This is a genomic window from Silanimonas sp., assembly GCF_044377035.1.
Lineage (GTDB): Bacteria > Pseudomonadota > Gammaproteobacteria > Xanthomonadales > Xanthomonadaceae > Silanimonas.
In genome coordinates this window covers 1-20504 of record NZ_JBILJW010000011.1, presented here as the reverse complement: position 1 = coordinate 20504, position 20504 = coordinate 1, and the positions used below count along the sequence as shown (strand labels likewise).

Annotated in this window: 27 protein-coding genes, 1 tRNA gene and 1 other RNA gene; 17 read left to right on the top strand and 12 right to left on the bottom strand. The window is 69.5% G+C overall.

What is annotated here, in order from left to right; all coding sequences use genetic code 11:
* Positions 1-56: 56 nt before the first annotated feature.
* The 3 genes from ACIQ6S_RS07785 to rpe are packed head-to-tail and all read left to right on the top strand — an operon-like array spanning position 57 to position 1493.
* Entirely contained in the window at positions 57-431 is a 375-nt protein-coding gene (locus ACIQ6S_RS07785; RefSeq protein WP_397607859.1) for a c-type cytochrome, read from the top strand.
* Between the two features lies 1 nt (position 432).
* Entirely contained in the window at positions 433-759 is a 327-nt protein-coding gene (locus ACIQ6S_RS07780) for a DnaJ family molecular chaperone (protein WP_397607858.1), read from the top strand.
* A 59-nt stretch (positions 760-818) separates the two neighbouring features.
* Positions 819-1493 (top strand): ribulose-phosphate 3-epimerase, encoded by a 675-nt coding sequence (gene rpe / locus ACIQ6S_RS07775; protein ID WP_297865145.1) that lies wholly within the window; start codon positions 819-821, stop codon positions 1491-1493.
* 164 nt (positions 1494-1657) lie between these two features.
* Here the strand turns inward: rpe and ACIQ6S_RS07770 are convergent, their stop codons facing one another.
* Positions 1658-1810 (bottom strand): hypothetical protein, encoded by a 153-nt coding sequence (locus tag ACIQ6S_RS07770; protein ID WP_397607857.1) that lies wholly within the window; start codon positions 1808-1810, stop codon positions 1658-1660.
* A gap of 138 nt (positions 1811-1948) precedes the next feature.
* Between ACIQ6S_RS07770 and pdsR the strand changes: the two genes are divergently transcribed.
* From pdsR to ACIQ6S_RS07750, 4 genes are all read left to right on the top strand, one after another.
* Positions 1949-2638, top strand: coding sequence for a proteobacterial dedicated sortase system response regulator (gene pdsR, locus ACIQ6S_RS07765; protein ID WP_397607856.1), 690 nt, complete (start codon positions 1949-1951; stop codon positions 2636-2638).
* A 37-nt stretch (positions 2639-2675) separates the two neighbouring features.
* Complete coding sequence (locus ACIQ6S_RS07760) at positions 2676-4694, top strand: ATP-binding protein (RefSeq protein WP_397607855.1); 2019 nt, start codon at positions 2676-2678, stop codon at positions 4692-4694.
* 148 nt (positions 4695-4842) lie between these two features.
* The gene (gene trpE, locus ACIQ6S_RS07755) at positions 4843-6315 is read left to right on the top strand and encodes an anthranilate synthase component I (protein ID WP_397607854.1); all 1473 of its coding nucleotides are present in this window, start codon (positions 4843-4845) and stop codon (positions 6313-6315) included.
* A gap of 67 nt (positions 6316-6382) precedes the next feature.
* On the top strand, positions 6383-7177 hold the full coding sequence (locus ACIQ6S_RS07750; protein WP_397607853.1) for an SIMPL domain-containing protein: 795 nt from the start codon (positions 6383-6385) through the stop codon (positions 7175-7177).
* Here ACIQ6S_RS07750 and ACIQ6S_RS07745 read toward each other — a convergent pair.
* Positions 7150-8730 carry an alpha-amylase family protein gene (locus ACIQ6S_RS07745; RefSeq protein WP_397607852.1) on the bottom strand — a complete coding sequence of 527 codons (1581 nt, stop codon included), beginning with the start codon at positions 8728-8730 and terminating at the stop codon, positions 7150-7152. The two genes, ACIQ6S_RS07750 and ACIQ6S_RS07745, sit on opposite strands and share 28 nt — an antisense overlap.
* A gap of 145 nt (positions 8731-8875) precedes the next feature.
* Here ACIQ6S_RS07745 and ACIQ6S_RS07740 point away from each other — a divergent pair, with 145 nt between their 5' ends.
* From ACIQ6S_RS07740 to trpC, 4 genes are read left to right on the top strand one after another with little or no spacing between them, the layout of a single operon-like run.
* Positions 8876-9457 carry an anthranilate synthase component II gene (locus tag ACIQ6S_RS07740; RefSeq protein WP_397607851.1) on the top strand — a complete coding sequence of 194 codons (582 nt, stop codon included), beginning with the start codon at positions 8876-8878 and terminating at the stop codon, positions 9455-9457.
* Positions 9457-9837: a hypothetical protein gene (locus ACIQ6S_RS07735; protein ID WP_397607850.1), complete on the top strand. Its 381-nt coding sequence runs from the start codon at positions 9457-9459 to the stop codon at positions 9835-9837. Before ACIQ6S_RS07740 ends, ACIQ6S_RS07735 begins: the two co-directional genes overlap by 1 nt.
* A gap of 2 nt (positions 9838-9839) precedes the next feature.
* The gene (gene trpD / locus ACIQ6S_RS07730) at positions 9840-10880 is read left to right on the top strand and encodes an anthranilate phosphoribosyltransferase (RefSeq protein WP_397607849.1); all 1041 of its coding nucleotides are present in this window, start codon (positions 9840-9842) and stop codon (positions 10878-10880) included.
* Positions 10877-11665, top strand: coding sequence for an indole-3-glycerol phosphate synthase TrpC (gene trpC, locus ACIQ6S_RS07725; RefSeq protein ID WP_397607848.1), 789 nt, complete (start codon positions 10877-10879; stop codon positions 11663-11665). The genes trpD and trpC overlap by 4 nt, the downstream gene beginning before the upstream one ends.
* An 18-nt stretch (positions 11666-11683) precedes the next feature.
* Here the strand turns inward: trpC and ACIQ6S_RS07720 are convergent, their stop codons facing one another.
* Both ACIQ6S_RS07720 and crp read right to left on the bottom strand, forming a co-directional pair.
* The gene (locus ACIQ6S_RS07720) at positions 11684-12433 is read right to left on the bottom strand and encodes a sulfite exporter TauE/SafE family protein (protein WP_397607847.1); all 750 of its coding nucleotides are present in this window, start codon (positions 12431-12433) and stop codon (positions 11684-11686) included.
* Between the two features lie 43 nt (positions 12434-12476).
* The gene (gene crp, locus ACIQ6S_RS07715) at positions 12477-13178 is read right to left on the bottom strand and encodes a cAMP-activated global transcriptional regulator CRP (protein ID WP_397574027.1); all 702 of its coding nucleotides are present in this window, start codon (positions 13176-13178) and stop codon (positions 12477-12479) included.
* A gap of 155 nt (positions 13179-13333) precedes the next feature.
* Here crp and speD point away from each other — a divergent pair, with 155 nt between their 5' ends.
* Together speD and ACIQ6S_RS07705 are read left to right on the top strand one after the other, a co-directional pair.
* Positions 13334-14158: an adenosylmethionine decarboxylase gene (gene speD, locus ACIQ6S_RS07710; RefSeq protein ID WP_297865676.1), complete on the top strand. Its 825-nt coding sequence runs from the start codon at positions 13334-13336 to the stop codon at positions 14156-14158.
* 7 nt (positions 14159-14165) lie between these two features.
* Complete coding sequence (locus ACIQ6S_RS07705; protein ID WP_397574026.1) at positions 14166-14489, top strand: DMT family transporter; 324 nt, start codon at positions 14166-14168, stop codon at positions 14487-14489.
* Here ACIQ6S_RS07705 and coq7 read toward each other — a convergent pair.
* Positions 14486-15139, bottom strand: a complete 654-nt coding sequence (gene coq7, locus ACIQ6S_RS07700) for a 2-polyprenyl-3-methyl-6-methoxy-1,4-benzoquinone monooxygenase (RefSeq protein ID WP_397574025.1) — start codon at positions 15137-15139, stop codon at positions 14486-14488. The two genes, ACIQ6S_RS07705 and coq7, sit on opposite strands and share 4 nt — an antisense overlap.
* 200 nt (positions 15140-15339) lie before the next feature.
* Here coq7 and rplM point away from each other — a divergent pair, with 200 nt between their 5' ends.
* The 4 genes from rplM to ACIQ6S_RS07680 all read left to right on the top strand — a co-directional run bounded on the left by rplM (position 15340) and on the right by ACIQ6S_RS07680 (position 17461).
* The gene (gene rplM, locus ACIQ6S_RS07695; protein ID WP_397574036.1) at positions 15340-15765 is read left to right on the top strand and encodes a 50S ribosomal protein L13; all 426 of its coding nucleotides are present in this window, start codon (positions 15340-15342) and stop codon (positions 15763-15765) included.
* Positions 15766-15777: 12 nt separating this feature from the next.
* On the top strand, positions 15778-16170 hold the full coding sequence (gene rpsI, locus ACIQ6S_RS07690; RefSeq protein ID WP_297865680.1) for a 30S ribosomal protein S9: 393 nt from the start codon (positions 15778-15780) through the stop codon (positions 16168-16170).
* A gap of 47 nt (positions 16171-16217) precedes the next feature.
* Positions 16218-16292: transfer RNA gene (locus tag ACIQ6S_RS07685), tRNA-Gln, on the top strand.
* Between the two features lie 89 nt (positions 16293-16381).
* Positions 16382-17461, top strand: a complete 1080-nt coding sequence (locus ACIQ6S_RS07680) for a cyclic nucleotide-binding domain-containing protein (RefSeq protein WP_397607846.1) — start codon at positions 16382-16384, stop codon at positions 17459-17461.
* 3 nt (positions 17462-17464) lie between these two features.
* Here the strand turns inward: ACIQ6S_RS07680 and rpiA are convergent, their stop codons facing one another.
* The 7 genes from rpiA to ACIQ6S_RS07645 form a co-directional block, all read right to left on the bottom strand.
* A complete protein-coding gene (gene rpiA, locus ACIQ6S_RS07675) occupies positions 17465-18118 on the bottom strand; it encodes a ribose-5-phosphate isomerase RpiA (RefSeq protein WP_397607845.1) in 654 nt (217 codons plus the stop codon).
* A complete protein-coding gene (locus ACIQ6S_RS07670; RefSeq protein WP_397607844.1) occupies positions 18115-18597 on the bottom strand; it encodes an EVE domain-containing protein in 483 nt (160 codons plus the stop codon). The genes rpiA and ACIQ6S_RS07670 overlap by 4 nt, the downstream gene beginning before the upstream one ends.
* 1 nt (position 18598) lies before the next feature.
* On the bottom strand, positions 18599-19165 hold the full coding sequence (locus tag ACIQ6S_RS07665; RefSeq protein WP_397607843.1) for a 5-formyltetrahydrofolate cyclo-ligase: 567 nt from the start codon (positions 19163-19165) through the stop codon (positions 18599-18601).
* 31 nt (positions 19166-19196) lie between these two features.
* Positions 19197-19384, bottom strand: a non-coding RNA gene (gene ssrS, locus ACIQ6S_RS07660) — 6S RNA.
* Between the two features lie 67 nt (positions 19385-19451).
* Positions 19452-19751: a cell division protein ZapA gene (locus ACIQ6S_RS07655; protein ID WP_397607842.1), complete on the bottom strand. Its 300-nt coding sequence runs from the start codon at positions 19749-19751 to the stop codon at positions 19452-19454.
* On the bottom strand, positions 19748-19972 hold the full coding sequence (locus ACIQ6S_RS07650) for a TIGR02449 family protein (protein ID WP_397574215.1): 225 nt from the start codon (positions 19970-19972) through the stop codon (positions 19748-19750). Before ACIQ6S_RS07650 ends, ACIQ6S_RS07655 begins: the two co-directional genes overlap by 4 nt.
* 32 nt (positions 19973-20004) lie before the next feature.
* Positions 20005-20504 (bottom strand): EAL domain-containing protein (locus ACIQ6S_RS07645; protein WP_397607841.1); only part of this gene is annotated, 500 nt, incomplete at its 5' end.

Genomic DNA, 20504 nt, shown 5'->3' with positions numbered 1-20504 from the left:
CGCCATTGTAGCGGCGCGCCCCGGCGCTCACGGCCCGCACGCTAGAATCCGCCGCCATGAAGCCGCTCCTCGTCGCCGCTATCGCCCTCGGCCTCCCGGCCGCGGCCCTTGCCCAGACCAGCCCACCGGCCGGTTCGCCGCGCCTGCCGCCGGCCGCCGCGCCATCGCCTGTGGCCGCGGCGAAGCCCGCCCAGCTCGGCCTCTGCGTGGCCTGCCACGGTGAGAACGGCACGGCGCGCCAGCCCGGCACGCCGCATCTTGGTGGCCAGGACGAGGCCTACCTTGCGCTGGCCTTGAACGCCTACCGCGACGGCAGCCGCAAGGCCGCGGCCATGAACGCCATCAGCAATGCGCTGCAGCCCGACGACATCGAGGCACTCGCGCGCTGGTACGCCTCGCAGCCGGGCTTCCGCCCGCCGGCGGAGCGCTGAGATGCGCTGGTACGGCACGATCCTCGGGTTCCTCGCCGGCTGGCTGCTCCTGCGGCACCCCGCCGGTGGCGTGCTCGGCGCGCTGATCGGCATGGGCTTCGACCGCGGCTGGTTCCGCCGCGGCGGGCCGGACCCCTACATGGTGCTCGACGTCGACCCGAGCGCCGACGACGAGACCATCCGCCGCGCCTGGCAGCGGCTGGTCTCGCAGTACCACCCGGACAAGCTCGAAGGCGTGGCGCCCGAGCTCAAGTCACAGGCGGACGAAAGACTGCGGGAGATCAACCGCGCCTACGACCTCATCCAGCAGCGGCGACGCGAGCGCTGAGCGCCGCAGCACGGAACCCGTGCGCCTTTCCCGAATCGATCTGCCCAGCGAGCCCCGTCATGTCGAACTGCCTCATCGCCCCGTCCATCCTCTCCGCCGACTTCGCCCGCCTCGGCGATGAGGTGAATGCCGTGCTGAAGGCCGGCGCCGACTGGGTGCACTTCGACGTGATGGACAACCACTATGTGCCGAACCTGACGATCGGCCCGCTGGTCTGCGAGGCCCTGCGCAAGCACGGCATCACCGCGCCGATCGACGTGCATCTGATGGTCGAGCCGGTCGACCGCATCGTCCCGGATTTCGCCAAGGCCGGCGCCTCGGTGATCAGCTTCCATCCCGAAGCCAGCCGCCACGTCGACCGCACGATCCAGCTCATCAAGTCCCACGGCTGCCAGGCTGGCCTCGTGCTGAACCCGGCGACGCCGCTCGAGGTCCTCGACTACACGCTGGAGAACCTCGACCTCGTACTGGTGATGAGCGTGAACCCCGGCTTCGGCGGCCAGAGCTTCATCGATTCGGCGCTGCGCAAGATCGAGGCGATCCGCAAGCGCATCGATTCAAGCGGCAAGCCCATCCGCCTCGAAGTGGACGGTGGCGTCAAGGCCGACAACATCGGCCGCATCGCCGCCGCGGGCGCCGACACGTTCGTCGCCGGCTCGGCCATCTTCAATGCGCCGGACTACGCCGCCGTCATCGCGAAGATGCGCGCCGAAGTGGCCGCCGCCCGCGGCTGAGCCGCAGCGTCGGGCCATCTCGGCATCACTGGGGGGCGTCGGCACGCGGCCGAGGAAGCGCGCGAGGGCCAAGGCGGCATCGCGCGGCGGTTCACCGAAGTGCGCGCCGCGGGGCAGCGCGGCGCCGGGGGGCAGTTCGATCTCGAGGCTCATCGGGGTTCCTTTCAGCGGGGGTCGGTGGCGCGCAGCACGAACAGGGTGGCGAAGCACAGGCCGAGTCCGAGCCACAGGGCGCCGCGTTCGGCACGGAAACGGGGTGAAGCGGTGACGCGATGCTCGCGCCCCAGCGGGGCGCGTCGGAAAGTCAACTTGGGCATGGGTAGCATCCTCCGTGAGCTGCATTTCATCCGTGCGATATGCCGTGCACCGGCCGCTTCGCGGCGGGCTTCGGACGCGTCATGGCAAATCGCGGGCAGCGCCTTCCCGGGCGGGGAAGCGCCGCTAGACTGGCCGCCATGACCCACGCCATCGCCATCGTCGAAGACGAACCCGCCATCCGCGACAACTACGCCGAAGCCCTGCGCAAGCACGGTTTCGCGGTGTCGGCCTATGCCTCGCGCCCGGAAGCGCGTGCCGCCTTCGCCGCCAAGCTGCCCGACCTCGTGATGATCGACGTCGGCCTCGGCGACGAGTTGGAAGGCGGCTACGAGCTGTGCCGCGAGCTGCGCTCGCGCTCGGCCAGCCTGCCGATCCTCTTCCTCACCGCGCGCGATTCCGAGCTCGACGTGATCTCCGGCCTCCGCCTGGGCGCCGACGACTACCTGAGCAAAGGCGTCTCGCTGCCGCACATCACCGCGCGCATCCACGCGCTGCTGCGCCGTGTCGAGGCGCTGCGCGCGCCGGCGACGCGCGACTCGGTGATCGTCCTGCGCGGCTTGAAGCTCGAGTTCGAGCGCATGCAGGTGAGCTGGAACGGCGAGGCCGTGCCGCTCACCGTGACCGAGTTCTGGATCGTGCACGCGCTGGTGCGTCACCCCGGCCACGTCAAGAACCGCGAGCAGCTGATGCGCGAGGCACAGGTCGTGGTCGACGACGCCACGGTGACCTCGCACATCAAGCGCATCCGCCGGAAGTTCCAGGCCATCGACACCGCGTTCGACGAGGTCGATACCGTGCACGGCGCCGGCTACCGCTGGCGGCCGTGAGCGGCACCCGCCGCGCACCGATGACGATGGCCCCGGCGTGCGACTGAGCCTTCGCCGCCAGCTGCTGCTGCTCGCGCTGATCGCGCTGGTGCTGCCGTGGGCGGCGTGGCAGGCGCTGGTGCAGATGGAGAACCTCCTCCGGCAGGGCCAGCAGCAGGCGCTGGAGGCCTCGGGGGAAGCGGTGGCGCGCAGCCTCGCGTTGCGCCCGGCCCTGCTGCCTCCGGCGGCGCCGTCGCTGCCGGTGCATGCCTTGGCGGCCTCGCCCCGCTTGGACGGCGATGCCGGCGACTGGGGCGGCGTCGCCCTGCCGTTGGAGACGGACGCGGCGCTGCCCGGCGTGCGATTCGCGGTGGGCCACTACAACGAGCGTCGGCTGCTGTTCATCGCCGTCGACGACGTGACGCCACAGCGCGGCGAAGCGCATTGGCCCGGCGATCTGGCAATCGATGCGGTGCTGCTCGAACTCGACACCAGCCTCGGCCCGATGCGCCTGAAGTTGGCGGCGCGCGCCGACGGCAGCACGCGCGCTGCGGCCGCGGACGGCGGTGCGGCGTCGGTGCTGGCGGAGGGTGGCTGGCGCGAAACCGCGGATGGTTATGCCATCGAGCTTGCTTTGCCGCAGGGGCTGTCGCTCGACGCCTTGCGCCTCATCCGCCGCGATGCCGATGGGGGCGGTGGCGTTACCGAATCCGCTTCGCCGCGCTTCGCCCTGTACCGTCCGTCGACGCGCCTGCAGCGCGAGCTCGGTGCACTGCTGCCCGACGACGTGCGCGCCGTCGTGGTCGATGGCCGGGGCTGGGCGCTGGCCGCCGATGGCGCCCTGCGCGCGGACGCCGCTGGCGACGACGTGCTGTCATGGCGGCGCCTGCTGTACCGCGCGATGCTCGACGCCGCGGAGCTCGAGGCGTTCGCCGCCGAAGCCTCGCCGCTGCGCGACGACCGGGCGGAACGGCTCGCCGCGGCGCAGGGTCGGGTGGAATCGCGCTGGCGTCGTGATCCGCAGGGCACGCGGCTGATCCTCAGCAGCGCGGTGCCGGTGCGCGTTGATGGCGAGGTTCGCGCCGTGCTTCGGCTCGACCGCAGCAACGCCGAAGCCCTGCTGCTCGCCGACCGCGCGGCGGCACACCTGTTCGGGCTGACCCTGCTGGCCTTCCTCGCTTCTGGTGGCGTGGCTTTCCTGTTCGCCACGCGGCTTTCGCAGCGTATCCGCCGCCTTCGTGATGCCGCCGAGCAGGCGCTCGATCGCAGCGGCGAAGTGCGCCGCTTCGAGGTCTCCACCGCCCGCGACGAGATCGGCGATCTTTCCCGCAGCTTCTCGCGGCTGCTCGACGAGATCGCGGCCTACACCAGCTACCTGCGTTCGCTCAGCAGCAAGCTCTCGCACGAGCTGCAGACGCCATTGGCCATCGTCCGCAGTTCGCTCGACAACCTCGACCTCGCCGCGCTCCCGGCCGACGCGCGGCCCTATGTCGCCCGCGCCCGCGACGGTGTCGAGCGCATGGGCCAACTGGTGCGGACGATGAGCGAAGCCACGCGCATCGAGCACGCGATTGATGCGGCCGAGCACGAAGCTTTCGATCTCGCGCGTCTTTTGGCCGATGTCGGCGCGGGCTACCGCGACGTGCTGGCGCCGCGATGCCTGTCGTTGGAGGGCATGGAGGCCGCTTGCGCCTTCCAGGGCGCGCCCGAGCTGCTGGTGCAGGCCCTCGACAAGCTGATCGACAACGCCCGCGGCTTTACCCCGGACGACGGCGAGATCGGCATCGCCCTGAAGCGCCAGGCGCGCGAGCTGCTGATCGAGGTCCGCAACACTGGGCCGCGTCTGCCGGAATCGATGCGCCACCGGTTGTTCGACTCGCTGGTGTCGCTGCGCGAGCGTTCGCGAACCGCCGATGGCGCCGTGCACCTCGGCTTCGGCCTTCACGTGGTGAAACTGGTGGCTGCGGCCCATGGCGGTGGGGCCGAGGCGGAAAACCTCGAGGACGGCAGCGGCGTGGTGTTCCGCCTGCGCCTGCCGTGGCGGCGCGCGCCGGGGGGCGAGGGCGCTCGGTCCTGATCGGGGTGGTTGGGGCCGTCCGTGGCCCCCGTTTCGTCCCTGGCTATGCGCGGCGAAGTCTGGCGGCACTCCATGACAGTTCGTCGGGGCCGCGCTGGCATACTGCGGGGCCCTCCGATCCGCGGCCCCTGCCGCTCGCGACGCATCAATGAATCCCGCTGAATTCGCCCGCCTCGCCGCCCAAGGCCACAACCGCATCCCGGTCGTGCGCGAGGTGCTCTCCGACCTCGATACGCCGCTGTCGGTTTACCTGAAGCTCGTCGACGGCCCGAACGCCTACCTGTTCGAATCGGTCGAGGGCGGCGAGAACTGGGGCCGCTACAGCATCATCGGGCTGCCGGCGCGTCGCACCTGGTCGGTGCACGGGCATGCGCTCACCGTCCGCGAGTTCGGCGAGGTCGTCGAGAGCCGCGAGCTGCCCGATCCGCTGGGCGAAGTCGAGCGCCTGCGCACGTCGTACTCGGTCCCGCGCATCGAGGGCTTGCCGGGCTTCACCGGCGGCCTCGTCGGCTGGTTCGGCTTCGAGTGCATCGGCTACATCGAGCCGAAGCTCGCCAAGCCCGTCGCGCCCGACCACCTCGGCACGCCCGAGATCTTCCTGATGCTCAGCGAAGAGCTCGCGGTGTTCGACAACCTCAAGGGCAAGCTCTACCTCGTCGTGCATGCCGACCCGGCCGAGCCGCAGGCGCTGGCCCGCGCGCAGGCGCGGCTCGATTCGCTGGTGCACCGGCTGCGCCACGCGGGCGCCAGCTACCCCGATGTGCTCGATGCGGGCGTCGTCGACGAATCGGATTTCGTCAGCGGCTTCAGCAAGGACGGCTTCAAGGCCGCCGTGCTGAAGGCCAAGGACTACATCGCCGCCGGCGACGCCTTCCAGGTGGTGCTGAGCCAGCGGCTGTCGATCCCCTTCAAGGCGCGGCCGGTCGATGTCTATCGCGCGCTGCGGGCGCTGAATCCCTCGCCCTACATGTACTTCCTCGACACCGGCGCGCTGCAGGTCGTGGGTTCGTCGCCGGAGATCCTCGTGCGCCAGCAGCAGGGCACGGTCACGGTGCGCCCGATTGCCGGCACGCGGCCGCGCGGTGCCACGCTCGAAGCCGACAAGGCGCTGGAAGCCGAGCTGCTGGCCGACCCGAAGGAGCGCGCCGAGCACCTGATGCTGATCGACCTCGGCCGCAACGACGCCGGCCGCGTCAGCGAGGCGGGCAGCGTGCGCGTGCCGGAGCGTTTCGTCATCGAGCGCTACAGCCACGTCATGCACATCGTCTCGGAAGTGCAGGGGCGGCTGAAGGACGGTCTGTCGTACGCCGATGTGCTGAAGGCCACCTTCCCGGCCGGCACGGTGAGCGGCGCGCCGAAGATCCGCGCGCTCGAGATCATCCGCGAACTGGAGCCGCACCAGCGCAACATCTACGCCGGCGCCGTGGGCTACGTGAACTGGTGGGGCGACGCCGACACCGCCATCGCGATCCGCACCGCGGTGATCACTGGCGGCCAGCTGCACGTGCAGGCCGGCGCGGGCATCGTCTTCGACTCCGACCCCGAGAAGGAGTGGGAGGAGACGATGAACAAGAGCCGCGCGCTGTTCCGCGCGGTGGCGCAGGCGGCGAAGGGGCTCTGAGGCCGCGCGCAGCGTCGCGCAACGGCATTCAGCTATCGTGGGATCCCCCCTCGCACGGAGCCCCCGTATGGACCTCAAGCTGTCCCGAACCCTGCCGGGGTTCGCGCTGGTGTGCCTCGTCGCGCTGTGCGCGACGTCGGTTGCATCCGCCCAAGCGAACGCCATCCCGGCGCAGCGCCACATTCTCGTCTACGGCGAGGCTGAGGCGCGTGCCGTTCCCGATCGCTTCCGGATCGGAGTCGCGCTCAGCACCCTCGATCCCGACGTTGACGTCGCGCGCAATAAGGCCGAAGCGCACTTCCGCCGGTTGATCGGTGTGCTGCAGGCGCTGAAGGTCCCCGATGGTGCGGTGGAGGCGACGACGCTGCGCATCGAGCGCGAAGAGCGCTACGACCGGGCGACGGAGGGTCAGAAGTACGCGGGCATGCGCGTGGAGCGTGAGCTGAATGTCGCGTTCGACGACATCGAGACGCTGCGGGCTTTCCTCGCGCGGGTCGGCACCTCGGAGGAGGTGAGTGTCAGCGGCATCGAGACAGCGCGCTCGGACGAGGGCGAACTGCGCTCAGCGCTTCGCGGTGAGGCCATCGTCTCGGCCCGCGCCAAGGCCGAGCGCATCGCCAAGGACTTCGGCGTCCGCCTCGGTGGTCTCTACAGCGTTTCCGACGTGGCGCCGGAGTTTTCCTACGGGGTCCGCGAAGGGCGTTGGCCAGAGCGGCTCGAATGGCAGGCCGCCGCGGCGGACGGTGGCCAGCTTGAGAGGGTGGTCGTCACCGGCACCCGCCTGCGCGATGCGGAGAGCTTCAGCGCCGGAACCACCACCTTCAAGGACCGGATCTACGCGGTTTTCCTGCTGGTCGACTGAGGCGGCGCCGAGCGCTGCATCCGCTCCTCGCCGCGCGTCGGCAACGAGCCTTCGCTGGGGCCATCCATGCCGCCCTGCGTGCAGCGCTGCGGCACCTTGTCGCGCAAGCGCCGCGGCCCGCAGCCGCTCGCTTCCGTGTCGAAGCGCCACAGCCGCGCCGAGCGGGGCGGCAGCTCCACCGCCAGCGTCCCGCCGGTCACCGCCAGCACGTGGTCCGACAGCGCGTCGCGGAAGCGGCCTGGGGCGCGCAGCGGATGGGCCTCGATGTCGACGGCCAGCGTCCGCGGCTCGCCGCACTTGTTGATGCCCACCAGGGCGCGGTCACCGCGGCGGAACAGCAGGTGGCAGTTGCTCTGCGAGACCATGCGCATCGGTTCGCCGGCCACCGCGTTGTGGAAGCCCAGCATCGCGGCGATGTCGGCGCGCCGGTAGAGGTTGTTCCAGCGGTTGTCGCCGCTCTCGTTGTTGTCGGAATAGACGAGCGGCGTGCCTTCACCGCGTGCCATCAGCCAGGCCCAAGCCAGCGTCTCGTCGGTGGCGTCCATGATCAAGCCGCGGAAAATGCCGTTCAGCGGGATGTCGTGGTTGACTGCGAAGGTCCACGCCCGCCGCGGATCGATGGCCTGCTCGTCGGCCTGCGCGGTGACGAGGATCGACAGGTCGCCGCCGAAGCCGAAGGCCTGGCGCATGCGGTGGAACAGCGGGAAGTCGTAGGCCGACAGCGGCGTCTGTGCCATCCAGGGCTTGAGGAAGATCTCGTACTCCGTGTTGCCACGGCCACCGCCGGTGATGATCTCGCCGAACACTGGCCGGCCGCCGATCAGCGCGGGATCGAAGACCGCGCTCACATGCGCGAGGGTCATGTGCTTCGCTGCGTCGAGGCGGAAGCCGTCCGTGCCTAACGCGATCAGCGCGGCGATGTACTGGCGCTGCGCGTTGATCACCTTGGCGCTGCCCTGCAGATCCGGCAACCCGGTGTCGCCGCCGCCCGAGCACAGTCGGCCGCTCTGCACCTGCGTCACGTTGTTGTAGTCGGTGATGCAGAACGCGGGGTTGAAGTCGGCCCCGTCGAACAGGTCGGTGGCGAGGTCGCCGAACAGGCGTTGGCGTTCCCAGCGCGAAGGGTCCGCGGAATACACCGTTCGCACGCGGGCGCCGGGGAAGTTCAGGTCGGCGCGCTGGCCGGCCTCGTTCGCCATGTGGTTCAGCACGAGGTCGGCGTAGAGCTTCAGGCCGCGCAGCTCGAGGGCCGCGCTCATGCGCACGAAGGCCTCGGTGTCGCCGAGCGGATGGTCGATGACGCGATAGTCCTGCGGCTGGTAGCGCGCCCACCACTGCCCGCCCTCGCTCTTCAAAGGCGGCGCCACCAGCACGCCCGTGTAGCCGAGTTGTCGGATTTCCGAGGCACGCGCCTCGATGTCGGCGTAGCGCCAGTTGAAGGCGTGGAGGATGGCTTCGGCGCCAGCCGCGCTGGGCAGCAGGGCGACGCAGGCCAAGACGAACGCGCCGGCGAGGCGGCGCAGGCGTGCCATGGGGCGGGGCAGGGTGGGCATGGCGGCGTCCAGCGCGAAGGCGATGCCGAATGGTTCTGCGCAGATGCGTTCGCCACAACGCCCTGCATACGTATTCACGCCGGGGCTCCGGCATACTCTCCGGCCCGCCGTTTCCCCCACCGCCGACCCCGCGCCGGAGCCCTTCGTGCTGCTGATGATCGACAACTACGACAGCTTCACCTTCAACCTCGTGCAGTACCTGCAGGAGCTGGGTGAAGAGGTGCGCGTCGTCCGCAACGACGAACTCACCGTGGCCCAGATCGACGCGCTGAAGCCCGACCGCATCGTCATCTCGCCGGGGCCCTGTACGCCGAACGAGGCGGGCGTCTCGGTCGCTGTGATGAAGACGCTGGGCCCGCATATCCCGGTGTTCGGCGTCTGCCTCGGCCACCAGTCGCTGGGGCAGGCTTTCGGCGGCGACGTGGTGCGGGCGAAGGTGATCATGCACGGCAAGACCTCGCCGATCCGGCATGCTGGCAAGGGCGTGTTCACCGACCTTCCCGACCCGTTCGAGGCCACGCGCTACCACTCGCTCGTCGTGAAGCAGGAGACCCTGCCCGCCGCGCTCGAAGTCACCGCGTGGACGGAAGGCGAAGGCGGCGCCATCGACGAGATCATGGGCTTGCGCCATCGCGAGTTCCCCGTCGAGGGCGTGCAGTTCCATCCCGAATCCATCCTCACGCAGCACGGGCACGCGCTGCTGAAGAACTTCATCGAGCGTCGTTGATGCGTGCCCTCCTGCTCGCATCGGGACTCGTCGCGCTGTGCTTCGTGGCGATGCCGGCGTCCGGCGCCGGAACGGCGGACGCCGCGCCTGCCGCCACGGCCCAGACCGAGGGCGTCGGGCGCCTCGACGGCGCCAGTGCCGAAGCCTTCGCCGACAGCCTCGCCGCGCTCGAGGCAGACATGGGGGGTGCCGCGAAGCTCGCCCTGCACATGAAGCTCGCGCAGGTGCGGGCCAAGTTGGCCGAGCAGCGCGGGCGCCCGCTCACTGATGCGGAGTTCGCCACGGCGCTGGACGGCAAGACGCTGGCCGAGCTCGACAGCCTCGCCGACGCCGCGCCGACGCACATCACCATCGACATCGAAACCAGCGACGACACCTGACCATGCCTTTGTCCCCCCAGCAGGCGCTCCAGCGCATCATCGAGCACCGCGAGATCTTCCACGATGAAATGATCGACCTGATGCGCCAGGTCATGCGCGGCGATGTCTCGCCGGTGATGACCGCGGCCATCTTCATCGCGCTGCGCGTGCGCAAGGAAACGGTCGGCGAGATCGCCGGTGCCGCGGAAGTGATGCGCGAGTTCTCCGCGAAGGTCGAGGTCGCCGATCCGGCGCACTTCGTCGACATCGTCGGCACCGGTGGCGACGGCGCGCACACCTTCAACATCTCGACCGCCAGCATGTTCGTGGCGGCGGCGGCCGGCGCCACGGTGGCGAAGCACGGCAATCGCAGCGTCAGCTCGAAATCGGGCAGCGCCGACGTGCTCGAAGCACTCGGCTGCGCCATCGAGCTGCAGCCGGCGCAAGTGGCGGCCTGCCTCGCCGAGAGCGGCATGGGTTTCATGTACGCGCCCATCCACCACCCGGCCATGAAGAACGTCGCGCCGGTGCGCCGCGAAATGGCCGTCCGCACGCTGTTCAACATCCTCGGGCCGCTGACCAATCCGGCCGGTGCGCCGAACATCCTGATGGGCGTGTTCCATCCCGACCTCGTCGGCATCCAGGCCCGCGTGCTGAAGAAGCTGGGCAGCAAGCGCGCGCTGGTGGTCTGGGGCCGCGACGGCGTCGACGAGATCTCGCTCGGCGAGCGCACCTTGGTCGGTGAGCTGCGCAATGGCGACATCAGCGAGTACGAGATCGCCCCCGAGGACTTCGGCCTGCATCGCGCGCCACTCTCCGCGCTGCGCGTCGACGACCCGCAGGCCTCGAAGGCGATGCTGCTCGAAGCCATCGATGGTCGAGGCGGCCCCGCCGCCGACGTCGTGGCCTTGAATGCCGGCGCCGCGCTCTATGCCGCCGGCATCGCCGTGAGCATCCAGGACGGCCTCGCCCGTGCTCGCGCCGAAATGGCGAAGGGCACGCCGCGAGCCAAGCTCGACCAGTTCGTCGCTCTGACGAACGCCAAGGCCGGAGCCGCCGCATGAGCGACATCCTGCAGAAGATCCTCGCCCGCAAGGCCGAGGAAGTGGCCGCGCGCCGCGCCCGCGCGCCGCTGGCCGAGGTCGTCGCGTGTGCCCGCGATGCCGCGCCGGTCCGCGGCTTCGCCGCTGCGCTCGAAGCGAAGATCGCCGCCGGCGACGCCGCCGTGATCGCCGAGGTGAAGAAGGCGAGCCCGTCGAAAGGCGTGCTGCGTGCCGACTTCCGCCCTGCCGACATCGCCGCGAGCTACCAGCGCGGCGGCGCGGCCTGCCTCTCGGTGCTGACCGACGTCGATTTCTTCCAGGGCCACGACGACTACCTCGTGCAGGCCCGCGCGGCCTGCGCGCTGCCGGTGCTGCGCAAGGACTTCACCGTCGACGAGTACCAGATCCACGAGGCCCGCGCGCTCGGCGCCGATGCGGTGCTGCTGATCGTCGCGGCGCTGGACGACGCGCAGCTCGCCGGGTTCAGCAACCTGGCGATGGGCCTGGGCCTGGACGTGCTGGTCGAAGTGCACGACGCCGACGAACTCGAGCGTGCGCTGCAGACGGCCTCGCCGCTGATCGGCATCAACAACCGCAACCTGCGCACCTTCGAGGTGTCGCTCGATGCGACGCTCGGCATGAAGGCCTCGGTGCCCATGGACCGCCGTCTCGTCACCGAGAGCGGCATCCTCGCTCGCGCGGACGTGGAAACGATGCGCGCCGCCGGCGTGCATGCCTTCCTCGTCGGCGAGGCGTTCATGCGTGCCGAGGATCCCGGCACGGCCCTGCGCGCGCTGTTCGACTGATTCCCGTCGGCGGGCCGATCAGCCCGCCAGCAGCTTCGCGGCCTGCACGAGCGCGAGGACCATCACCAACCCGCCGACCATCCAAAGCAGCGCGCGCTCGGGCAGGCGGCTGACCGCGAAGGCGGCGAACGGCGCCGCCAGCGCGCCGCCGATCAGCAGGCCAAGAACGATCTCCGCATGCTGCAGGCCGATCGTGCTGGCGAACGTCGCCGCGATGGCGAGGGTCACGACGAATTCCGCCGCTGCGACGGTGCCAAGGGTCTTGCGCGGGGGGTGGCCGCCGGCGAGCAGGCTGGAGGTCGTCACCGAGCCCCAGCCGCCGCCGCCGATGGCATCGAGCGTGCCGGCCACCAGCCCGAGGGGCGGCACGTGCCGCGGTGTGGCGTGGTAGCGCCAACGTCGCGCGGCGCGCAGCAGGATGAGCACCGATAGCGCCAGCAGGTAGAGCACGATCAACGGCTTGATCCAGGCGCTGGCCACGTGCACCAGGAAGAGTGCCCCCGCCACGCCGCCCAGCGCGCCGGGTAGCGCCAGGCGCACGAAGAGGTCGCGGTCGACGTTTCCGAACACGGCATGGGCACCACCGGAGATGCCGGTGGTCACGACTTCCGCCGTGTGCACGGCGGCACTGACCGTGGCGGGCGGGAAACCGAGGCTCAACAGCACCGTCGAACAGACGAGCCCATAGGCCATGCCCAGCGCGCCGTCGACGAGCTGGGCGATGGCGCCGAGCGCCACGAACCACAGGAACGTCTCGCCCAACGGCATGCCCGCGCGCTCGGCGGCGTTGCGCGGCGGGCCTCGAGGCGCCTCAGCGCGTGCCGTACACCACGATGGTCTTGCCGCGGGCGTGCAGCAGGCCCTGCTCCTGCAGCTGCTTGAGCACGCGGCCGGCCATTTCGCGCGAGCAGCCGACGATCCGCGCCAGCTCCTGGCGCGACACGCGGATCTGCGTGCCCTGCGGGTGGCTCATCGCGTCGGGCTCCTGGCAGAGGTCGTGCAGCGCGCGGACGATGCGGCTGCCCACGTCGAGGAAGGCGAGGCGGCTGGCCTTGCGGCTGGTTTCGAGCAGCCGCTTCGAAAGCTGGCCGCCGATGACGTAGAGGAGTTTGGGCGCATCGGCCGAGAGGGGGCCGGTGAGCAACTGGTGCAGGCGCTCGTAGCTGATCTCGGCGAGTTCGACCGGCGATCGGGTGCGCAGCGTCACCACGCGCTTGTCCGCCTTCACGAAGAGGCCCATCTCGCCGACGAAGTCGCCGGGGTTGGCGTAGCTCAACACCAGTTCGCGATCCTCGGATTCCTCGCTGATCACGCTGACTGAGCCGGTGACCACGTAGTAGAGCGTCGTGGCGGCATCGCCCGGACGGAACACGTCGGTGCGGTTCGGGTACTTGCGTCGATGGCACTGGTCGAGGAAGCGCGCCAGCGTGGCTTTGTCGAGGTCCAGTGGCGAACTGGCCACCTGCGAGCGGACCGTCGGGGTCAGCAGGGTGGCGGAGGCGGTCTGGATCATGGGGCGTCCCTTCGAAGCGTTTCCTTAGCTTATGGCCCCGGGGACTGTGGATTCAATCGCAGTTTCAACCTGTCACGCGGCCGGGGTGGCCCCGGGGGTCGCCTTGACCCATAATCCCGGCCCCTTAGCGCCACCCCTCCTCAAGGACCCCCGCCGTGGTCAAGCCGCTGCCGCGTCTCCGCCTGCAAGGTTTCAACAACCTGACCAAGGCGCTGAGCTTCAACATCTACGACGTCTGCTACGCGGTCACCGAGGAGCAGCGCCAGCGCTACATCGAGTACATCGACGAGGCGTACAACGCCGAGCGCCTGACCCAGATCCTGACCGACGTGGCCGAGATCATCGGCGCGAACATCCTGAACGTGGCCCGCCAGGACTACGACCCGCAGGGCGCCTCGGTGACGATCCTCATCAGCGAGGAGCCGGTCATCGACAAGAAGGCCGCCGGCAAGGAGATCATCGCCGACGCCGTCGTCGAGCACGACGAGGCCCCGGAAGCCTCGGTGGTCGCGCACCTCGACAAGTCGCACATCACGGTGCACACCTATCCGGAAACGCACCCGCACAACGGCATCGCGACCTTCCGCGCCGATATCGACGTGGCGACCTGCGGCGTCATCTCGCCGCTGAAGGCCCTGAACTACCTGATCGAGAGCTTCGAGTCCGACATCGTGATCATGGACTACCGCGTCCGTGGCTTCACCCGCGACGTGAAGGGCACGAAGCACTACATCGACCACCGCATCAACTCGATCCAGGACTTCCTCGCGAAGCCCATCAAGTCGAAGTACGAGATGATCGACGTGAACGTCTACCAGGAGAACATCTTCCACACGAAGATGCACCTGAAGGAGTTCGACCTCGACACCTACCTGTTCGAGGAAAAGGCGAAGAACCTCAGCTTCAAGGACCGCATGCGCATCGAGGCGCAGCTGAAGCGCGAGATCGAAGAGCTGTTCCACGGCCGCAACCTGACCTGACCGGGCCATGGGCGCCGCCTGGCTCTGGTTGCTGGCGGCCGGCCTGTTCGAGATCGTCTGGGCGGTCGGCCTGAAGTACAGCGAAGGCTTCAGCCGGCTGGGGCCCAGTGCGATCACCATCGCCGCGATGGGTGCCAGCTTCTGGTGCCTGGCCCGCGCCCTCCGCGAGATCCCGCTCGGGACCGGTTATGCGGTGTGGGTGGGCATCGGCGCCGTCGGCACCGCCATCGCCGGCGTGCTGCTGTTCTCCGAGCCGGCCACCTGGCCGCGCGCGTTCTGCGTCGGCCTGATCCTCGCCGGCATCATCGGGCTGAAGCTCACCTCGGCCTAGAGCCGGTAGGCGGTCGCCTTCATCAGCTTCGAAACGGCCGCCATCGCCTGCGGGATGGGCGTCGGCAACGTGCGTGCGCCGGCTTCGAGCGCGTGGTCGGCATGCCGCGCTTCGTCGGCCTTCATCACCTCCAGCACCGCGCGCGAGCGGGCATCACCCTCGGGCAGCGTCTCGAGATGCTCGGCCAGATGCGCTTCGACCTGGCGTTCGGTTTCGACCACGAATCCGAGGTTCCAGCCGTCGCCACGCAGCCCCGCGGCCACGCCGATGGCGTAGCTGCCGGCGTACCAGAGCGGGTTCAGCAGGCTGGGGCGGCTGTGGAGCTCGTCGAGGCGGTCGGCGCACCAGGCGAGGTGGTCGGTTTCCTCCTGCGCGGCCTCGCGCAGCTGGGCACGTACCGCGGGGTCGCGCGCCACCGCGGCCTGCCCCGAGTACAGCGCCTGCGCGCAGACTTCGCCCGTGTGGTTGATGCGCATCAGGCCGGCCGCATGGCGGCGGGCGGCCTCGTCGAGGTCGGCCTCCGCGTGTGCTTCGCCCGGGTTGGTGCGCTGTGCCTCGGGCCGTGCGAACACGGTGTTCAGGGCGCCCTGAAGCTCGCCAAGCCAGTGGTCGAGCGGACGGTTGTCGCGGATGAGCGTGGGCAGGGGCACGGTGCTCTGGAGTGGTGGGCGGCGATGCCGTATGCTCGCGCACCCCCGCGCCGTCGCGCCAGCCACGCCCTGTGAACTCCGGTTCCGGGCGGGAACCTGAACGTCGGACACGCCCCTGCCCCTTGCAAAGGGTCGGGCGGCCAGCTATCCTTTTTCGTCTACCCTTTCACTATTCGCTTTCTGGAGCTGTCATGAAGAGCATGACCGTCAGCGCCAAGGCCGAGACCGTCCAGCGCGACTGGTTCGTCGTCGATGCGGCCGGCAAGACCTTGGGCCGCCTGTGCTCGGAACTGGCGTTCCGTTTGCGCGGCAAACACAAGCCGACCTGGAGCCCGCACGTCGACACCGGTGACTACTTCGTGGTCATCAATGCCGACAAGATCGCGGTCACCGGCAACAAGCTGAAGGACAAGATGTATTACCGGTTCACCGGTTACATCGGCAACCTGAAGTCCGAGTCCCTCGAGCAGGCCCTCGACCGTCACGCCGAGCGCGTGATCGAGATCGGCGTCAAGGGCATGCTGCCGAAGAACCCGCTGGGCCGCGCGATGTTCCGCAAGCTCAAGGTCTACACCGGCGCCGAGCACCCGCACACCGCCCAGCAGCCGAAGCCGCTGGACCTGTAAAAGAGACCGCACATGGCACTCCAGCAGAATTACGGCACCGGCCGCCGCAAGTCCTCGACCGCCCGCGTGTTCCTGCGCAAGGGCACGGGCAACATCACCGTCAACGGTCGTCCGCTTGACGAGTTCTTCGGCCGCGAGACCTCGCGCATGATCGTGCGCCAGCCGCTCGAGCTGACGAAGACCACCGAGCAGTTCGACATCCTCGTGACGGTCGAAGGCGGCGGCACCACCGGCCAGGCCGGTGCGATCCGCCTCGGCGTCTCGCGCGCCCTGGTTGAGTACAACGACCAGCTGAAGCCGGAACTGCGCAAGGCCGGTTACATGACCCGCGACGCCCGCGAAGTCGAGCGTAAGAAGGTCGGCCTCCACAAGGCCCGTCGCGCCACGCAGTTCTCGAAGCGCTAAGCTTCGGCCCGGCGCCGGCTCTGCTGGCGCTGGTGCTCTGGATCCACAGCCCGTTAGCCAAGCGGTAAGGCACCTGACTCTGACTCAGGCATTCGGTGGTTCGAATCCATCACGGGCTGCCACTCCAGCAGCAACCAACGGCCCTTCGGGGCCGTTTGTCGTTTCAGGGCCCGGTGGCGCATCCTGAGGGCCTCCCCCAAGGACGCCCACCATGACCGTCGCCAGCCAGGAACTCGCCCCGCTCTTTCCCCTTGGCGGCCTTCGCCCCGAGACGCGGCAGTACCTCGCGCGCGAAGCGCTGGAACACACCGTGGGTCGCGGCGAGCTGGTGTTCCAGGCGGGCGACATCGACGACGAAACCGTGTACGTGATCCGCGGTGACGTGCGCTGTGATTACCCGGACGGGCGCCGCACGCTGCACCAGGCCGACTCGCCGGTACATGGGCGCTACCCGCTCAACGACGCAGTGCCCCGGCGTTTCCGCGCCACGGTCGAAAGCCGCGACGCCCGCCTGCTGCGCCTGAACCGCCGCCAGGTCGAGAAGCTGATCGCCTGGGACCAGATCAGCCGCCAGCCCAGCTTCCGATTCTTCGACGAGCGCGCGAACGGGAACGACTGGGCCTACCGGCTGCTGCAGGCGCCGGCGTTCAGCCGCTTGCCGACCGGCAACCTCGAGAAGCTGTTCCAGGCCTTCGTCGAGCAGCCCGTCGCGCCGGGCGAAGTGGTGGTCAGCGAAGGGGACGTGCCCGGCGACTTCTACGTGATCCGCGAAGGCACGGCCTCGGTGACCAAGACTCTCGACGGTGCGCCGAAGGTGGTCGCCTACCTGGCGGAAGGCGATGCCTTCGGCGAGGACGGCCTGCTCTCGAACCAGCCGCGCAACGCGACGGTTCGGATGCTGCAGGGCGGTCGTCTGCTTCGGCTGTCGCGCGCGGATTTCGACTCGGTGCTGAAGCCGCCCGTCATCAAGTGGCTCCTGCCGGCCGAAGCGGCGAAGCGGGCGCAGGACGGCGCGATCGTGCTCGACGTGCGCCTGCCGGAAGAGGTCGCCCAACGCTCGATCACCGGTGCGCTGAACGTCCCGTTGGCCCGGCTGCGAGAGGATGCGCCGGGCCGGCTGCCGCCCGGCCGTCCCGTCATCGTGTACTGCAACACCGGTGAGCGTTCCGCCGCCGCCGCCTTCGTGCTCTCGCGCCTCGAGTACGACGTGAGCGCGATCCACGGCGGGTTGGCGGCGATGCTGCGCCTGCAGGCGCAGCAGCAGGCCATGGCCGAAGCCGCGAAGGGCTGAGTTTCAGCGGTTCTTGCGGACGTTGCCGGCGCTGATCACCACGTCGGCGGCGCGCCGCGCGAACAGCCCGCAGGCGACCACGCCCGGGATCTGGTTCAGCTCGCGCTCGAGCGTGAGGGGATCGACGATGTGCAGGTTGTGCACGTCGAGGATCCAGTTGCCGTTGTCGGTGGTGACACCTTCGCGCCACACCGGCTGGCCGCCCATCGCGACGATCTTGCGGCCCACCAGCGAGCGCGCCATCGGGATCACCTCCACCGGCAGCGGGAAGCGGCCGAGCACGTCGACTTCCTTCGCACTGTCGATGATGCAGACGAACTTCGCCGAGGCCTCCGCGATGATCTTCTCGCGCGTCAGCGCGGCGCCGCCGCCCTTGATCAGCCGGTTGAACGGGTCGCACTCGTCGGCGCCGTCGACGTAGAGCGACAGCGGGCCGGCGGCGTTCAAGTCCATCACCCGGATGCCGAGCGACTTCAGCTGGGCGGTGCTCTGCTCGGAGCTGGAGACGGCGGCTTCGATCCGGTCCTTCATGGCGCCGAGGCCGTCGATGAAGTGCTTCACCGTCGAGCCGGTGCCGACGCCGATGATCATTCCGTCCTCGACGTAGTCGATGGCCTTGAGCGCGGAGGCGCGTTTCTGTTCGTCGGCGGTGCTCATGGGCGTTTCTTCTCCAGCGTGAGGATGTGTTTCCACTGTGCGGCCGTGACCGGCAGCACGGACAGGCGGGTGCCGCGACGCAGCAGCACGAAGTCGTCGAGCGCGTCGGCGTGGCTGCGCAGCTCGTCTAGGGGAATCGCGCGCGACAGCTTGCGCTCGAAGCCGACGTCGACCAGCCACCAGCGCGGGTCTTCGCGGCTGCTCTTGGCGTCGAAGTAGTCGGATTTCGCGTCGAACTGCGTCGGGTCGGGGTAGGGCGTCGAAGCGACGGTCGCGAGCCCGTAGATGCCGGGCACGTCCGCGTTCGAGTGGTAGAAGAACACGCCGTCGCCGACGCGCATCTGCTTCCACATGAAGTTGCGCGCCTGGTAGTTGCGCACGCCGCTCCAGGGCTCGGCGCCGACGCGTTCGAGATCGTCGATCGAGAACTCGTCGGGCTCGGACTTCATCAGCCAGTACTGGCGGGCGGGCTTGGGCATGTCAGGGGTCGAAGCGGTGGAGAGCGGAAGGCGAGGCGACGGCATCGAGCGGGACATCCCAGGCGGCCGCCTCGAGCGCGTCGGCCTGCTGCCAGTCGTAGGCGATGCCGATCAGCCGCGGGAAGGGTGCGCGGTCGGGCGAGGTCGCGTGATCGCGCTCTGTGCGCCGGAACGCGAAGCTGCGGTCGTACCAGCCGCCGCCCTGGCCGAGGCGATTCCCCTTCGCGTCGAACGCGAGCAGGGGCACCAGCACGACGGTGAGCGCCTCGGCGCCGACCAGCGGGCCCTGCGACGGTTCGGGGATGCCGTGGCGGTTGGGTTCCAGCGCCTGGCCGGCCGACCACTCGCGGAAGCGCAAGCGGCCGTCTTCGTGCAGCACGGGCAGGCACCAGCGCAGCGTCGCAGGCAGGTTGGCCTGCACCGCGTGCAGCGGCAGCTCGCCGCCGACGGCCCAGTAACCCGCCACGCGGCCTTCGAATGCCGAAAGCTCGGGCAACAGGTGGGAAGCGACGGCAGCCGCTGCGTCGAGCCGCTCGCGGACGGACAGCGCACGGCGGCGCTCGCGCATCGAGGCTCGAAGCTCGCTGGGGTTCAAGAAGACGTCCTCCGCCGTGCCGATGCGTACGAAACGACCTTGATCCCGAGGATCAAGTGGGAGTGCAGTCACCGCGTTCAGGCTTTCCGCAACAGGGCGGACATGCACACCGGCGATGAAGCTGAATTCCCGGGCCGTATTTATGGGTCAAGGCGAAATGTTAGCGCACGCTGTCGAGCACAGCAGAGGACGCACGCGGAGTATAGCCGCCCGATGGCGTCGCCATGCCGTGACGGGCGTCGCGGGGCGACGCCGTCGTTCAGCGCGCCGAGTGGACGGCGAGCAGCGACTCGAGCTTGCGGCTGAGGTCGGCGATGCCGCGCGAGAGATCGCCGTCGCGGCCGTCGAGCTCGCGGCGGAAGGCGTTCACTTCGGCGGCGAGGTTGAGTGCGGCGATCACGGCGATGCGGTCGAAAGCCGCCATCTTGTTGTCGCCGCGGATGCCGCGCATGCGGGCGTCCAGCAGCTGTGCGGCAGCCTGCAGCGACTCGCGCTCCTCCGGCGGGCAGCCGATGGTGAACTCGCGGTCGAGGATGCGGATGTTGACGCCCTCGCTCACGGGCTGGCCTCCATCGACTTGAGGCGCTGGATCATCGCCTCGACGCGGCTGCGCGCCTGCTCGTTCTTCGACAGCAGCTGGGCGCGCTCGCCGGCGAGTTGCTCCTGCGCCTGCACCAGCCGCCGGTTCTCGTCGGAGAGGCGCTGCACGACCGCGACGAGGGCGTCGATGCGGGCGGCGAGCGTCGCGAGGTCGTCGCGCGGGTCGGGATGGCGGCTCATGGCGGCATCTTGTTCGGCGGCGGGAAAGGCGGTCAAGCGGCACTGGCCCCGCTGCGCGGGATGTCGCTGCGCTCGCGGACGAAAGCGAAGGCTTGGGGGGTCTCGAGTGGGCGCGACAGCCAGTAGCCCTGGATCTCGTCGCAGCCTTGGCCCCGCAGGTAGCCGAGCTGGGCGGGGGTTTCCACGCCTTCGGCGACGACGTGAAGGCCCAAGGAATGCGCCATCGTGATGATCGTGGCCGTGATCGCCTTGTCGTCCGGGTCGTCGGTGAGGTCGCCGATGAATTCCTTGTCGATCTTCAGCGTGTCGATCGGCAGGCGCTTCAGGTAGATGAGCGAGGAATAGCCGGTGCCGAAGTCATCGATGGCGAGACGGACGCCGACTTCGCGCAGCTGGTGCAGGACCGCCAGCGTCTGCTCGGCGTTCTGCATGACCATGCTCTCGGTGACCTCCAGCTCGATGCGGCCGGGTGGCACGCCGGTCTCGGCGAGGATCTTTCGCAGCTGCTCCGCGAGTGGCGCGCGCAGCAGCT

Excerpts from the sequence above, each read along its gene's own strand:
- ACIQ6S_RS07785 (WP_397607859.1), top strand. The coding sequence starts at position 57 with ATGAAGCCGCTCCTCGTCGCCGCTATCGCCCTCGGCCTCCCGGCCGCG.
- ACIQ6S_RS07780 (WP_397607858.1), top strand. The coding sequence starts at position 433 with ATGCGCTGGTACGGCACGATCCTCGGGTTCCTCGCCGGCTGGCTGCTC.
- rpe (WP_297865145.1), top strand. The coding sequence starts at position 819 with ATGTCGAACTGCCTCATCGCCCCGTCCATCCTCTCCGCCGACTTCGCC.
- ACIQ6S_RS07770 (WP_397607857.1), bottom strand. The coding sequence starts at position 1,810 with ATGCCCAAGTTGACTTTCCGACGCGCCCCGCTGGGGCGCGAGCATCGC.
- pdsR (WP_397607856.1), top strand. The coding sequence starts at position 1,949 with ATGACCCACGCCATCGCCATCGTCGAAGACGAACCCGCCATCCGCGAC.
- trpE (WP_397607854.1), top strand. The coding sequence starts at position 4,843 with ATGAATCCCGCTGAATTCGCCCGCCTCGCCGCCCAAGGCCACAACCGC.
- ACIQ6S_RS07750 (WP_397607853.1), top strand. The coding sequence starts at position 6,383 with ATGGACCTCAAGCTGTCCCGAACCCTGCCGGGGTTCGCGCTGGTGTGC.
- ACIQ6S_RS07745 (WP_397607852.1), bottom strand. The coding sequence starts at position 8,730 with ATGCCCACCCTGCCCCGCCCCATGGCACGCCTGCGCCGCCTCGCCGGC.
- ACIQ6S_RS07735 (WP_397607850.1), top strand. The coding sequence starts at position 9,457 with ATGCGTGCCCTCCTGCTCGCATCGGGACTCGTCGCGCTGTGCTTCGTG.
- trpD (WP_397607849.1), top strand. The coding sequence starts at position 9,840 with ATGCCTTTGTCCCCCCAGCAGGCGCTCCAGCGCATCATCGAGCACCGC.
- trpC (WP_397607848.1), top strand. The coding sequence starts at position 10,877 with ATGAGCGACATCCTGCAGAAGATCCTCGCCCGCAAGGCCGAGGAAGTG.
- ACIQ6S_RS07720 (WP_397607847.1), bottom strand. The coding sequence starts at position 12,433 with ATGCCGTTGGGCGAGACGTTCCTGTGGTTCGTGGCGCTCGGCGCCATC.
- crp (WP_397574027.1), bottom strand. The coding sequence starts at position 13,178 with ATGATCCAGACCGCCTCCGCCACCCTGCTGACCCCGACGGTCCGCTCG.
- ACIQ6S_RS07705 (WP_397574026.1), top strand. The coding sequence starts at position 14,166 with ATGGGCGCCGCCTGGCTCTGGTTGCTGGCGGCCGGCCTGTTCGAGATC.
- rplM (WP_397574036.1), top strand. The coding sequence starts at position 15,340 with ATGACCGTCAGCGCCAAGGCCGAGACCGTCCAGCGCGACTGGTTCGTC.
- rpsI (WP_297865680.1), top strand. The coding sequence starts at position 15,778 with ATGGCACTCCAGCAGAATTACGGCACCGGCCGCCGCAAGTCCTCGACC.
- ACIQ6S_RS07680 (WP_397607846.1), top strand. The coding sequence starts at position 16,382 with ATGACCGTCGCCAGCCAGGAACTCGCCCCGCTCTTTCCCCTTGGCGGC.
- rpiA (WP_397607845.1), bottom strand. The coding sequence starts at position 18,118 with ATGAGCACCGCCGACGAACAGAAACGCGCCTCCGCGCTCAAGGCCATC.
- ACIQ6S_RS07670 (WP_397607844.1), bottom strand. The coding sequence starts at position 18,597 with ATGCCCAAGCCCGCCCGCCAGTACTGGCTGATGAAGTCCGAGCCCGAC.
- ACIQ6S_RS07665 (WP_397607843.1), bottom strand. The coding sequence starts at position 19,165 with ATGCGCGAGCGCCGCCGTGCGCTGTCCGTCCGCGAGCGGCTCGACGCA.
- ACIQ6S_RS07650 (WP_397574215.1), bottom strand. The coding sequence starts at position 19,972 with ATGAGCCGCCATCCCGACCCGCGCGACGACCTCGCGACGCTCGCCGCC.